Here is a 12,114-nt window from a genome sequence, read left to right as displayed (position 1 = left end):
GGGCCCGCAGGTGAGACGTGGGCCCGGTGCACCGGACCGGAGCGATCTACGTCACGTGATGTGCTGCAGGATCACCGTGTGCACGTGGTGGGCCTTGTCCATGCCGCGGAAATCGGCCTCGTACGTGGTCTGGGCGACGTCGACGGCGATGCTGCTGGACGAGAAGAACTGGCCGGCCCACGACTTGTTGCTGAGGAACGACACGGACCGGATGTTCTTGTACGGGATCGACGTGATCGCGGTGCGCTTGCCGACGAAGCTCTTGTCCTGGATCACGACGCGCAGGTTCGTGATCGCGAGGAAGCCGGTGCCCGCGCCGATGCAGTCGTACACGGCGATGATCGTCTCGCCGGGCAGAATCCCCTGCTGGACCTGTTTCAGCTGTTCCGACTTGTCGAAGATCGGATCGGTCACGGCTCCTCCTTCGACGTCGGTGCGGACTCGTCCATCGTCCCAGAAAGTTCGTCGAAGGTGACGTGGATTCCCTGACGCGGGACCGCGCGTTGCGCCTTCGCCTGGTCGGTGAACGTCCGCTTGTCGCCGACCGCGAGTTCCGCCTTGTCGGTGAACGGCACGAGCAGCGCCCTCGGATGCAGCCTGTCCACCCGGACGACGTTGATCTCCACGCACACCACGACGGCCGCGGCGGCGAGGAAGAGGAACGCCAGCAGTCCCAGCACGACGGCGAACACCCCGTTCGTCACGGACGCGGTGCTCACCACCTTGCTCACGTAGTACGCACCGAACGACTGCAGCACCTGCCACAGCACGGCCGCCGCAACGGCCCCGGGGGCCACGTCGGCGACGCACAGCGGGCGGGCGGTGGCGAGCCGGAACGCGAGGATGAAGATCACCGAGTTGATCGCGATCGCGGCGAGCGTCAGCAGCACCGTGAACGAACCGGACAGGTGCGTCGCGGCACCGATCCCGGCGACCGCGGCCGTCCCCAGGATTGCGAGCCCGATCGTGCCGAGCAGCAGCAGACCCCGCAGCCGGCCGCGGATCGGGTCGGGGCGCATGTTGCGCGGAACCGACCAGGCCGTGTTCATGGCGTTCTGGCAGGCCAGCGCCACGCCGAGGCCGCCGTAGAGGGCTCCGACCAGTCCGATCACCAGGCCGGTCACTCCGCCGCCGATCCGGTGCGGGTCGGCCAGGTCGGCTCCGATGACGGGGAACTGGCTGAGCGCCGAGTCGATGATGTCCTGCTGCAGTTCGGGATGCCCGGACAGCACGAACCCGAGCACCGTGGACAGCAGCAGCAGGAGGGGAAACAGCGAGATGAACCCGTAGTAGGCGATCAACGCCGCGAGGTACACGCCCTGATCGTCGAGGAATTTGTACGCGACGGCGATCGGGAAACCCATCGCCGGGTATCGCTGCTGGAGGGCGTCGAGTCTTCGGGCGAATTTCATGCGATCAGACGGCCGGTTTCACCATCGCGAGGGCGAGGTCGGCGTAGCGCTCGGCGAGTTCTTCGGGTTTCAGGGGACCGTCGGCGTGCCACCACGTGCACACAGACTGCCCCATGTTGATGATGCCGCGAACCGCGTCCCGCGGGTATTCGGTCGCGAAATCGCCCTCCTCGACACCACGCTCGATGACGTCGCGGAAGAGGTGCTCCTGTTCGTCGCGGAGGGCCACGACGAGTCGGCGCCCCGGGTCGTCGAGGCTGCGGATCTCGGTGGCACCGACCATCGCGTCCCGCTGCCGGGTGGTGTGGAACATGACCCACGCCCGCATCAGCGCCTGCAACTGGTCGGCGGGGGCGCCGCCCGAACGCAGCAGCGCGCCGCGGGTCATCGCGATGGCGTCGTGCAGTGCGCGCACCATGATGTCCTGCAGGATCTCCTGCTTCGACGCGAAGTGGTGGTAGATCGACGCGACGGTGATATCGGCGCCGCGCGCGATATCGCGCATGGACGTGCCGTGATAGCCGCGTTCGTTCATGTTGGCGACCGCGGAATCGAGGATCACCTGCCGCCCGGTACCCGTGCTCGTAGCGGCCACCTTTGCAGCGCACATCCCTGGTACTCCGTCCCCGCTCCGATCGTCACACGACCACACCAGAGTAGTGGGTCCCGTCACAGATTCCGCTCTAGCGATCGTTCGGTAGCGATGTCATGCTGGTGCGATGGATCACATCGGACTCGACGTCGCCGACGGCATCGCGACGATCACCCTGAACCGGCCCGACCAGCTCAACGCATTCACCACCACGATGGAGAACGAGCTGATCGCCGCATACGACCAGCTCGACGCGGACGACACGGTCCGGGCGATCGTGCTCACCGGAGCCGGACGAGCGTTCTGCGCGGGCGCCGACCTGTCGGCCGGTGCCGCCACGTTCGACCACTGGCAGGACGAGGACGAGGGCGCCGACGCCCGCCGCGACGGCGGCGGCCGGGTGGTGCTCCGGATGTTCGAATCCCGCAAGCCGATCATCGCCGCGATCAACGGACCCGCCGTCGGCGTGGGCATCACGATGACCCTCGCCGCCGACTTCCGTCTCGCCGCCGACGACGCCCGCATCGGATTCGTCTTCAACCGCCGCGGCATCGTGCCCGAATCCTGCTCGACGTGGTTCCTCCCGCGCCTCGTCCCGCTGCAGACGGCCCTCGACTGGGTGTACTCCGGCCGGGTGTTCCCCGCGACGGAAGCCCACGACGCCGGCCTCGTGTACAAGCTGTACCCGCGCGAGTCCCTGCTCGACGAGGCCTACGCGCTGGCCCGGAGCCTCACCGAGCACTCCGCCCCGGTGTCCGTGGCGCTGTCCCGCCAGATGATGTGGCGGGCGCTCGGCGCCGAGCATCCGATGATCGCGCACCGCGTCGAAACCCGCGGCATCAACATCCGCGGTATCGGGCCGGACGCGCGTGAGGGCATCTCCGCGTTCCTCGAGAAGCGGCCCGCCGTGTTCCCCGACAGCGTCCGCGACGACCTGCCGGACGTGTTCGGCGAAGACCTTCCGACCCCGGCGTTCCGCGGATGACCGCCGCACAGCCGGCCCGGCCCGGCGTCGTCGACCGCTGGCACCACGTCGTCGAACACCGCGACCTCGCCGCCCTCGACGCCCTGGTCGCGGACGACGCCGTGTTCTCCTCCCCCGCGGTATTCACTCCACAGGAAGGGAAGCCGAAGGTCCTGGCCTACCTCGGCGCCGCCCTGACCGTCTTCGACGGCACCGGCTTCCGGTACGTCGAGGAGTGGTACGGCGATCGTTCCGCGGTCCTGGAATTCGCCACCGAACTCGACGGCATCCACGTCAACGGCATCGACCTGATCCACTGGAACGACCGTGACCAGATCACGTCGTTCAAGGTGATGGTCCGGCCCGTGAAGGGCCTGCAGGCGCTCATCCCACGGATGGCCGCCCAGCTGTCCCAGTCGTAAAACCCTGCACCACCGCATCACTCATCACTGCATGAAGGAGAAATTCATGAGCCTGCCCCCCATCCTGCAAGACCGGCTCCGCCTGCCCGTGGTGGCGTCGCCGATGTTCATCGTCTCCGGTCCCGACCTGGTGATCGCCCAATCCACCTCCGGCGTCGTCGGATCCTTCCCCTCCCTCAACGCCCGCCCGCAACCCGTGCTGCGCGAATGGCTCACCCGCATCACCGAGGAACTCGCCAAGCACGACGCCAACAACCCCGAGACACCGTCCGCCCCGTACGCGGTCAACCTCATCGTCCACAAGAGCAACGACCGCCTCGACGAAGACCTCGCCACCATCGTCGAATTCGAGGTCCCGATCGTCATCACCTCCCTCGGCGCCCGCGCCGACGTCAACGACGCCATCCACAGCTACGGCGGCATCGTCCTCCACGACGTCATCAACAACAAGTTCGCGAAGAAGGCCGTGGAGAAGGGCGCCGACGGCCTCATCGCCGTCGCCGCCGGCGCGGGCGGACACGCGGGCACCCTGTCGCCGTTCGCGCTGATCCAGGAGATCCGCGAATGGTTCGACGGACCGCTCCTGCTGTCCGGCTCCATCGCCCACGGCCGCTCGGTCCTCGCCGCGCAGGCTGCCGGCGCCGACCTCGCCTACGTCGGCTCCGCGTTCATCGCCACCGAAGAGGCCAACGCCGATCAGGGCTACAAGCAGATGATCGTCGACTCCACCGCCTCCGACATCGTCTACTCCAACCTGTTCACCGGCGTGCACGGCAACTACCTGCGCGGCAGCATCGAAGCCGCCGGACTCGACCCGAACAACCTCGCCGTCTCCGACCCCTCCGCCATGAACTTCGGCGTCGGCGAGGACGCGGACACCGCCGCGAAGTCCGAAGCCAAGCCCTGGCGCGACATCTGGGGAGCCGGGCAGGGCATCGGCGCCGTCGACGCAGTCGTCCCGGCAGCGCAGATCGTCGAACGCCTCAGCCGTGAGTACGCCGACGCGAAGGCCCGCCTGGGATAGGCGCTACGCGCCCGTGCGCGGTTAAGGAGTCCAGAGACTCGTCAACCACGCACGGGCGGCGGAGCCGCCTACCCGGCCGCGATGTCGCGGCCGATGATTTCCTTCATGATCTCGGTGGTTCCGCCGTAGATCGTCTGGATCCGGCTGTCGACGTACGCGCGGCCGATGGGGTACTCCATCATGTAGCCGTAGCCGCCGTGCAACTGGACGCAGCGGTCGACGACGCGCTTCTGCAGTTCACTGGCCCACCACTTGCCCTTCGACGCGTCGAGGGCGGTGAGTTCGTCTGCGTTCAAGGCGAGGACGCACCGGTCGATGTGCGATTCGGTCACCTCGATCTCGGTGAGCATCTCGGCCAGCGCGAACCGGGTGTTCTGCAGATCGCCGATCGGCTTGCCGAACGCCTTGCGCTCGAACACGTAGTCCCGGGTCCACCGGTAGGCGGCCTTGGCGGCCGCGATTGCGTTGACTGCGATCGAAATACGTTCGAGGGGCAGGTTTTCCATGAGGTGGACGAAGCCACGACCTTCGGCGCCGAGCAGGTTCGCCGCGGGCACCCGCACGTCCTCGAACACGAGTTCGGCGGTGTCCTGACCGGCCAGTCCGACCTTGTGCAGCTTGCGGCCCCGACTGAAGCCGGGCATGCCCCGCTCCACGACCAGGAGCGAGAAACCCCTGGAGCCGGCGTTGGGGTCGGTGCGCGCGACGACGATGACGACATCGGAGTGAATACCGTTGGTGATAAACGTCTTCTGGCCGTTGATCACCCAGTCGTCGCCGTCCCGCACCGCGGTGGTCTTGATGCCCTGCAGATCGCTTCCGGTGCCCGGCTCGGTCATCGCGATCGCACCGATCAGTTCGCCCGCGGCCATGCCGGGCAGCCACCGCTGCTTCTGCTCGTGCGTGCCGAGATTCGCGATGTACGGGATGGCGATGTCGTCCTGGAGCGCCAGCCCCGAACCGAACGACGTCGTCGCGGTGCGGGCGATCTCCTCGGCGACGACGTACCGGAATCGGAAGTCGGTGACACCGGAGCCGCCGAACTCCTCCGGCACGGCGAGTCCGACGATCCCCGACTTTCCGGCGGCCAGCCACGCCGAGCGGTCGATCAGCCGGTCGGCTTCCCACTGTTCGTAGTTCGGTTCGATCTCGCGGGCGAGGAACTCGCGCACCGTCTCCCGGTGCGCCTCGTGATCCTGCTCGAAGATGGTGCGCTGCATGACTTCTCTCCTACGATCAGGCGCTGACGGGAACCGACAGGCCGGCGAGGCGTTCCGCGATCAGGGCTTCCGCCTCGTCGACGATGCGTTCGACGAGTTCACCGGCGGTCGGGATGTCGTGGATGATGCCCTGGACGGTGCCTGCGGTCCAGATGCCCGCCTCGGGGTCGCCGTTCTCGAACACGGTGCGCCCGCGGGCACCGGCGACGAGTTCCCGGATGTCCTCGAATTTTCCTCCGCGGTCGAGGATCTCGACGACCTCCCGGCTGACGGTGTTGCTCGCGACGCGGGCGGTGTTCCGCAGCGGACGGAAGATCAACTCGGTGTCGGTCTCCTTGGCGGCGACGATCGCTTCCTTGATGTTCTGGTGGATCGGCGATTCGGCGGTGCACATGAAGCGGGTGCCCATGTTGATCCCGTCGGCGCCGAGCGCAAGGGCCGCGACCAGCCCACGCCCGTCGGCGAATCCGCCCGACGCGACCATCGGGATGGTGATCTGTTCGGCGGCGGCCGCGATGAGCACGAGCCCGGGGATGTCGTCCTCGCCGGGGTGGCCGGCGCATTCGAAGCCGTCGATGCTGATGCCGTCGACACCGCTGTCCTGGGCCTTGATCGCGTGCCGCACGCTGGTGCACTTGTGCAGCACCTTCACGCCCGCGGCGTGGAAGTCGGGCAGGTGCGGCGCGGGGTTGGAGCCGGCCGTCTCGACGATCTTGATGCCGGACTCGATGATGACCTGCCGGTACTCCTCGTACGGCGGCGGCGTGATCGCCGGCAGGATCGTCAGGTTCACGCCGAAGGGCTGGTCGGTGAGTTCGCGGGTGCGGGCGATCTCCTTGGCGAGGTCGTCCGGGGTCGGCTGGGTCAGTGCGGTCAGCAGACCCAGCGCGCCGGCGTTGGCGACGGCGGCGACGAGGTCGGCGCGACCGACCCACTGCATGCCGCCCTGCACGATCGGGTGGCGGACGCCGAAGGTCTTGGTGAATGCGGTGGAGAGCATGGCACGGCTCCTCTGGGGAAACGGTCAGTGAGCGGGTAGATACCCGACGGTGTGGAGAGCGATGTCGACGTAGCGGCCGGCGACCTGCTCGGGAGTCAGTGCTCCGCCGAGCTGATACCACCGCGGAATCGACTGGAACATCCCGAGGAGAGCGCGCACGGTCTCGGGGACGTCGCCGCTGTGGAACACGTCGCGGGCGACGCCGTCGGCGACGAGGTCGACCATCATCAGTTCGAGCCGCTTGCGGGTCGCGGCGTAGCGACTGCGGCTGTCGGCCGAGACGTGCCGCAACTCGGTGTCGAGGGAGACGTGCCGCACCCGGTACGTCATGTACAGGACGATGGCCTCGACGACGTTGGCGAATTGCGCCAGCACGTCGTCGCCGGCCTCGCGGGCGGCTGCCTCGGCGCGTTCGTTCAGTTCGCGCATCTGCAGTTCGAACAGGGCCACGAGAACGGCTTCCTTGCTCTCGTGGTGGTAGTACAGGGCGGGGACGGTCACCCCGACACGACGGGCGATCTGCCGCACCGTCGTGCCGTGGTAACCGTTCTCGTTGAACAGATCCAGTGCCTGCTCGAGGATGGGCGTCATCGTCAGGGCCTCGAAGGTCCGCCAGTCGGCATACACCGTCTCGGTGGTGGCAGGCCCGTCCTCGCGCAGAGTCACAGGTCGCCGATCAGCGCGGTGCCATGCGGATGGCGCCGTCGAGACGGATGGTCTCACCGTTGAGCATCGGGTTCGACACGATGTGCGCGGCGAGGGCGCCGTACTCCGACGGGTCGCCGAGACGCGAGGGGTGCGGCACCTGGCCACCGAGCGACTGCTGCGCAGCCTCCGGCAGGGATCCGAGCAGCGGCGTCTTGAACAGGCCGGGAGCGATCGTGTTGACGCGGATCAGCAGCGAGGCGAGGTCGCGGGCGATCGGCAGCGTCATGCCGACGACGCCGCCCTTGGACGCGGAGTACGCGGCCTGACCGATCTGGCCCTCGTATGCGGCGACAGAGGCGGTGTTGATGATGACGCCGCGCTCGCCCTCGATCGGCTCGTTCTTCGAGATGCGCTCGGCGGCAAGGCGGATCACGTTGAACGTGCCGATCAGGTTGACGGTGACGATCTTGGTGAAGTCGGCGAGCGGGAACGCGCCGTTCTTGCTCACGGTCTTGATGGCGTTGCCGATGCCGGCGCAGTTCACGGCGACACGCAGCGGTCCGAGCGACTCCGCGACGTCGAGTGCGGCGGACACGTCGGCCTCGCTGGTGACGTCGCCTGCGGCGAAACGCACGCGGTCGCCGAGTTCCTTGGCGACGGTCTCACCGTCGGAGGAGGGCAGGTCGATGATGACGACGCTGGCGCCGTCGGCGAGCAGTGCCTTGGTGGTGGCGAGGCCGAGGCCGGAGGCACCGCCGGTGACGAGTGCGACGCTGTCGTTGACGATCATGTCTTACCTTTCGGAAGCAGGGTTTTCGGGGGTGTGGGTCAGATGCGTTCGATGATGGTGGCGTTGGCCATGCCCGCGCCCTCGCACATGGTCTGCAGGCCGTAGCGTCCGCCGGTGGCCTCGAGGTTGTTGACCAGGGTGCTCAGCAGGCGGGTGCCCGACGATCCGAGCGCGTGCCCGAGCGCGATGGCGCCGCCCCACGGGTTGAGCTTGGCCGGGTCGGCCCCGAACTCGTGCGCCCACGCCAGCGGCACCGGCGCGAACGCCTCGTTGACCTCGTAGGCGTCGATGTCGTCGATGCTCAGCCCCGACTTGGCGAGGATCTTCTTCGTCGCCGGGATCGGCGCGGTGAGCATGAACACCGGGTCGTCACCGGCGACGGCGAACGAGTGGAACCGTGCCCGCGGGGTCAGACCCAGCTTCGACGCCATCTCCTCGCTCATGATCAGCGCGGCGGACGCACCGTCGGTCAGCGGCGACGAGTTGCCCGGGGTGATGTGCCACTGCGCCTCGGGGAACCGGGCCGCGTACTTCTCCGAGTAGAACGACGACTTCAGCCCGGACAGTCCCTCGGCGGTGGTCGTGGCGCGCACCGTCTCGTCGACGGTGTGCGTGACCGTCTCACCGGCGGCGTTGGTCACGTCGATCGGGATGATCTCCTTGGCGAACAACCCCTTCGACGCGGCGTCGGCGGCCCGCTGATGCGACTGCGCGGAGAACGCGTCGAGGGTGTCGCGGTCGAACTTCCACTTGGCGGCGATCAGTTCCGCGGAGATGCCCTGGTTGACAAGGCCTTCCGGGTAGCGGGCGGCGATGCCCGGGCCGGACGCGTCCTGCCCGATGGTGGTCGTGCCCATCGGAACACGCGACATCGACTCGACACCCGCGGCGATCACGATGTCGTAGGCGCCGGCGATCACGCCCTGCGCCGCGAAGTGCGCCGCCTGCTGGCTGGAGCCGCACTGGCGGTCGACGGTGGTCGCCGGAACCGAATCCGGGAACCCGGCCGACAGAACCGCGGTCCGGGTGATGTTGAGGGCCTGCTCGCCGGCCTGGCCGACACAGCCGCCGATGACGTCGTCGACCAGCACGGGGTCGATGCCGTTCCGTTCGACGATGGTGCGCAGCACGTGCGCGAGCAGTTCCACCGGGTGCGTACCCGACAGCGCACCGCCGGGTTTGCCCTTGCCGGAGGCGAGGCGGACTACGTCCACGATGACAGCGTTGGTCATGATGTTCCCTTTCGAGGAGGAGAAAGTGTGTGCGGCTGCGCCACCCGTGAGTACTTGTTAACCGCCCGCGGTTAACAAGTACTCACGGGTCAGCGGCCCTGCCAGACCGGTTGCCGCTTCTCGGCGAATGCCGTCGGCCCTTCCTTGGCGTCCGCGCTGGTGAAGATGGTGGCGATGGCGGCGGTGTTCGCCTCCCATGCCCCGTCGCCCCAGTCGGGCTCGGTTGCGGTGCGGTGGATCATGGCCTTCGATTCACGCACCGACAGGGGTGCGTTGGCGGCGATCTGCTCGGCAAGTTCGAGCGCGACGTCGAGGGCGGTGCCCGCCGGGGCGACCCGGTTGACGAGGCCCAGTTCCTTGCCCTGCGCCGCGGTGATCGGTTCGCCGGTCAGCGCGATCTCCAGCGCGACCTTCTTGGGGATCTGCTGCTGCAGGCGGATCACGCCGCCCGCGGCGGCGAACAGTCCGCGCTTGACCTCGGGAAGCCCGAGTTTCGCTTCCTCATCGACGACCGCGAGGTCGCTGGCCAGCACCAGTTCGGTGCCGCCGCCGAGGGCGAAGCCGTTGACCGCGGCGATGGTCGGCTTGCTGATCCAGTGTTGCGCGTATCCGGCGAAGCCCCATTCGGGGTGCCCGTCCGCAGCGATGTTCCCACCCGTGGAGAGGGCCTTGAGGTCGGCGCCTGCGCAGAACGCGCGGCCGGACCCGGTCACCACGACCACCCGTACGTCGGGGTCGTTCTCGGCCTGCTCGAGCAGATTGCCCACGGCGGTCGACAGCGCGCCGTTCACCGCATTGAGCGCCTTGGGGCGGTTCAGCGTGATGATGCCGATGCCTCCGCGCCGCTCCCACAGTGCGGCTGCCTCCACCGTCTCGGTCTGTTCTGGCACGTCTCATCCTCCGACTCGGCCTGATTACTGATCGCTCGTTAAAGTTAGTACCACGCCGCCGAGCACACGGTCAATGGCCGACTTTATCTAGCGCCCGTTCAGTAGCGTCTGGTATGGATAGTCAGGGACCGACGGAGGAGACCACCACGTGTATGCCCAGCAACTGACCAGCGCTTCCGGCCCCGCCGGAGTACAGCTCGCCGAGATCGACGAACCCGACGGAACCGGACGTGTCGTCGTCGATCTGCACGCCGCCGGCGTCGCCTTTCCCGACCTGCTGCAGACCACCGGCAGCTATCAGATCGTCCGCGACATGCCCTTCGTGCTGGGACTCGAGGGCGCGGGCGTCGTCCGCAGCGCCCCCGCAGACAGCGGCATCCGGGCAGGACAACGGGTGGCCGTGCTCGCGACGGACGGGGCGTGGCAGCAGACCGTCGCGGTGGAACCCGACTCGGTGTTCCCGCTCCCCGACTCGGTGTCGCTCGAGGCGGGCGCCGGATTCCTGCTGAACTACCTCACCGTGCACTTCGCCCTCGACGAGCGTGCCCGCTACCGCGCAGGCGAGACCGTGCTGGTGCACGGCGCCGCCGGCGGTGTCGGGGTGGCCGCGCTGCAGGTCGCGGCCGCGCTGGGACTCGAGACGATCGCCGTGGTCAGCACGGAGGAGAAGGCCGGCATCGCGAAGGCCAACCGCGCCGACCACGTCGTCCTCGTGGACGGGTGGAAGGACCGGGTCCGCGACCTCACCGACGGCCGCGGCGTCGACATCATCCTCGACCCGGTGGGCGGCGACCGTTTCACCGACAGTCTGCGCAGCCTCGCGCCCAACGGGCGGCTCGTGGTCCTCGGTTTCACCGGCGGCGAGATCCCCACCGTCAAGGTCAATCGGCTTCTGCTGCGTAACATCTCGGTTCTCGGCGCGGGATGGGGCGAGTACGTGCGCACCCATCCCGGTTACACGGGCCGGCAGTGGGCGGCCCTGAGCCCTCTCCTCGAATCCGGCGCGCTCCGGATCACCGAACCCACCGTCTACTCGTTCGAACACGCCGGCGACGCACTGCGGACACTCGAAACCCGTTCCGCCACCGGCAAAATCGCCCTCTCCGTCCGCCCTTCCTGACTAAGGATCCTCATGACCTCCGACATTCCCGGCGTGCACACGACCGTCGACAACGGCGTCCTCCGCGTCACCCTCGACCGCCCGTCCCGCATGAACGCCGTCACCACCGAGTCCCTCGACGCCATCGCCGACGCCTTCGACAAGCACGCCGGTGACGCGGAGGCGCGGGTCGCGATCCTCACCGGCGCCGGCCGCGCCTTCTGCACGGGTGCCGACCTGGGTGGCCTCGACATCTCCGGGCCACCGTCGTCCGCGACGATCGACGCCGCGAACCGCGCGGCGGCCGCGATCCGCGCGTTCCCGCGGCCCGTGATCGGTGCGGTCAACGGTCCCGCGGCGGGTGTCGGGGTCTCGCTCGCCCTGGCCTGCGACCTCACGATCGCCACCGAGTCCAGCTATTTCCTGCTCGCCTTCACGAAGGTCGGTCTGATGCCCGACGGCGGCGCCACCGCGTTGGTCGCCGCGTCGATCGGTCGCGCCCGCGCCCTGAAGATGGCACTCCTGGCCGAACGACTGCCCGCGCGTGAGGCTCTCGCGGCCGGGTTGATCGCCGACGTATACCCCGACGAAGAGTTCGCCGCGACCGTCGACGCCCTCGCGCGACGTCTCGCCGACGGACCGTCGGAGGCCTTCCACTTCACCAAGGACGCCGTCAACGACGCGACGCTCATCGAACTCGACAACGCGTTCGCCCGCGAGCGTTCGGGCCAGATCGACCTTCTCGCCGCCGCCGATTTCCAGGAGGGCGTCGCGGCGTTCCTGGAAAAGCGTCCCGCCGTGTTCGGCCGGGCCTGAGGACG

The 12,114-nt window shown here is 68.3% G+C and carries 14 protein-coding genes; 5 read left to right on the top strand and 9 right to left on the bottom strand.

Annotated elements, in window-relative coordinates:
• Window positions 1-51: 51 nt before the first annotated feature.
• From CJ179_RS20835 to CJ179_RS20825, 3 genes are read right to left on the bottom strand one after another with little or no spacing between them, the layout of a single operon-like run.
• On the bottom strand, window positions 52-414 hold the full coding sequence (locus CJ179_RS20835) for a PH domain-containing protein (protein WP_087561913.1): 363 nt from the start codon (window positions 412-414) through the stop codon (window positions 52-54).
• Window positions 411-1,412 (bottom strand): YihY/virulence factor BrkB family protein, encoded by a 1,002-nt coding sequence (locus CJ179_RS20830; protein WP_095862775.1) that lies wholly within the window; start codon window positions 1,410-1,412, stop codon window positions 411-413. The genes CJ179_RS20835 and CJ179_RS20830 overlap by 4 nt, the downstream gene beginning before the upstream one ends.
• A 4-nt stretch (window positions 1,413-1,416) precedes the next feature.
• Window positions 1,417-2,022 (bottom strand): TetR/AcrR family transcriptional regulator, encoded by a 606-nt coding sequence (locus tag CJ179_RS20825; RefSeq protein WP_072949220.1) that lies wholly within the window; start codon window positions 2,020-2,022, stop codon window positions 1,417-1,419.
• Window positions 2,023-2,131: 109 nt separating this feature from the next.
• Here CJ179_RS20825 and CJ179_RS20820 point away from each other — a divergent pair, with 109 nt between their 5' ends.
• Genes CJ179_RS20820 through CJ179_RS20810 form a run of 3 tightly spaced genes read left to right on the top strand, consistent with a single transcriptional unit; the run spans window position 2,132 to window position 4,414 of the window.
• Entirely contained in the window at window positions 2,132-2,989 is an 858-nt protein-coding gene (locus CJ179_RS20820; protein ID WP_095862774.1) for a crotonase/enoyl-CoA hydratase family protein, read from the top strand.
• Window positions 2,986-3,390 (top strand): nuclear transport factor 2 family protein, encoded by a 405-nt coding sequence (locus CJ179_RS20815; protein WP_095862773.1) that lies wholly within the window; start codon window positions 2,986-2,988, stop codon window positions 3,388-3,390. The genes CJ179_RS20820 and CJ179_RS20815 overlap by 4 nt, the downstream gene beginning before the upstream one ends.
• Window positions 3,391-3,436: 46 nt before the next feature.
• Window positions 3,437-4,414, top strand: a complete 978-nt coding sequence (locus tag CJ179_RS20810) for a nitronate monooxygenase family protein (RefSeq protein WP_072949258.1) — start codon at window positions 3,437-3,439, stop codon at window positions 4,412-4,414.
• 68 nt (window positions 4,415-4,482) lie between these two features.
• Here the strand turns inward: CJ179_RS20810 and CJ179_RS20805 are convergent, their stop codons facing one another.
• The 6 genes from CJ179_RS20805 to CJ179_RS20780 form a co-directional block, all read right to left on the bottom strand.
• A complete protein-coding gene (locus tag CJ179_RS20805) occupies window positions 4,483-5,634 on the bottom strand; it encodes an acyl-CoA dehydrogenase family protein (RefSeq protein WP_095862772.1) in 1,152 nt (383 codons plus the stop codon).
• Between the two features lie 16 nt (window positions 5,635-5,650).
• Entirely contained in the window at window positions 5,651-6,634 is a 984-nt protein-coding gene (locus CJ179_RS20800) for a nitronate monooxygenase family protein (protein ID WP_095862771.1), read from the bottom strand.
• A 24-nt stretch (window positions 6,635-6,658) separates the two neighbouring features.
• A complete protein-coding gene (locus CJ179_RS20795) occupies window positions 6,659-7,300 on the bottom strand; it encodes a TetR/AcrR family transcriptional regulator (protein ID WP_095862770.1) in 642 nt (213 codons plus the stop codon).
• Window positions 7,301-7,310: 10 nt separating this feature from the next.
• On the bottom strand, window positions 7,311-8,072 hold the full coding sequence (locus CJ179_RS20790; protein WP_072949228.1) for a 3-hydroxyacyl-CoA dehydrogenase: 762 nt from the start codon (window positions 8,070-8,072) through the stop codon (window positions 7,311-7,313).
• 38 nt (window positions 8,073-8,110) lie between these two features.
• Entirely contained in the window at window positions 8,111-9,304 is a 1,194-nt protein-coding gene (locus CJ179_RS20785; protein WP_095862769.1) for an acetyl-CoA C-acyltransferase, read from the bottom strand.
• A gap of 89 nt (window positions 9,305-9,393) precedes the next feature.
• Entirely contained in the window at window positions 9,394-10,194 is an 801-nt protein-coding gene (locus CJ179_RS20780; protein ID WP_072949232.1) for a crotonase/enoyl-CoA hydratase family protein, read from the bottom strand.
• Window positions 10,195-10,342: 148 nt separating this feature from the next.
• On the opposite strand from CJ179_RS20780, the gene CJ179_RS20775 reads away from it, so the two are divergent.
• Both CJ179_RS20775 and CJ179_RS20770 read left to right on the top strand, forming a co-directional pair.
• Window positions 10,343-11,314, top strand: a complete 972-nt coding sequence (locus CJ179_RS20775) for an NADPH:quinone oxidoreductase family protein (RefSeq protein WP_095862768.1) — start codon at window positions 10,343-10,345, stop codon at window positions 11,312-11,314.
• Between the two features lie 12 nt (window positions 11,315-11,326).
• A complete protein-coding gene (locus tag CJ179_RS20770) occupies window positions 11,327-12,109 on the top strand; it encodes an enoyl-CoA hydratase (RefSeq protein ID WP_095862767.1) in 783 nt (260 codons plus the stop codon).
• Window positions 12,110-12,114 lie beyond the last annotated feature (5 nt).

It is taken from the genome of Rhodococcus sp. ACS1 (assembly GCF_002300155.1).
In the GTDB taxonomy this organism is placed as follows: domain Bacteria; phylum Actinomycetota; class Actinomycetes; order Mycobacteriales; family Mycobacteriaceae; genus Rhodococcus_F; species Rhodococcus_F koreensis.
The sequence above is the reverse complement of the archived record's forward strand: the minus strand, read 5'-3'. Positions and strand labels throughout refer to the sequence as shown.

What these genes read in the sequence shown, in the direction of transcription:
- CJ179_RS20830 (WP_095862775.1), bottom strand. Translation starts at nt 1,412, where the DNA reads ATGAAATTCGCCCGAAGACTCGACGCCCTCCAGCAGCGATACCCGGCG.
- CJ179_RS20825 (WP_072949220.1), bottom strand. Translation starts at nt 2,022, where the DNA reads ATGTGCGCTGCAAAGGTGGCCGCTACGAGCACGGGTACCGGGCGGCAG.
- CJ179_RS20820 (WP_095862774.1), top strand. Translation starts at nt 2,132, where the DNA reads ATGGATCACATCGGACTCGACGTCGCCGACGGCATCGCGACGATCACC.
- CJ179_RS20815 (WP_095862773.1), top strand. Translation starts at nt 2,986, where the DNA reads ATGACCGCCGCACAGCCGGCCCGGCCCGGCGTCGTCGACCGCTGGCAC.
- CJ179_RS20810 (WP_072949258.1), top strand. Translation starts at nt 3,437, where the DNA reads ATGAGCCTGCCCCCCATCCTGCAAGACCGGCTCCGCCTGCCCGTGGTG.
- CJ179_RS20805 (WP_095862772.1), bottom strand. Translation starts at nt 5,634, where the DNA reads ATGCAGCGCACCATCTTCGAGCAGGATCACGAGGCGCACCGGGAGACG.
- CJ179_RS20800 (WP_095862771.1), bottom strand. Translation starts at nt 6,634, where the DNA reads ATGCTCTCCACCGCATTCACCAAGACCTTCGGCGTCCGCCACCCGATC.
- CJ179_RS20790 (WP_072949228.1), bottom strand. Translation starts at nt 8,072, where the DNA reads ATGATCGTCAACGACAGCGTCGCACTCGTCACCGGCGGTGCCTCCGGC.
- CJ179_RS20785 (WP_095862769.1), bottom strand. Translation starts at nt 9,304, where the DNA reads ATGACCAACGCTGTCATCGTGGACGTAGTCCGCCTCGCCTCCGGCAAG.
- CJ179_RS20770 (WP_095862767.1), top strand. Translation starts at nt 11,327, where the DNA reads ATGACCTCCGACATTCCCGGCGTGCACACGACCGTCGACAACGGCGTC.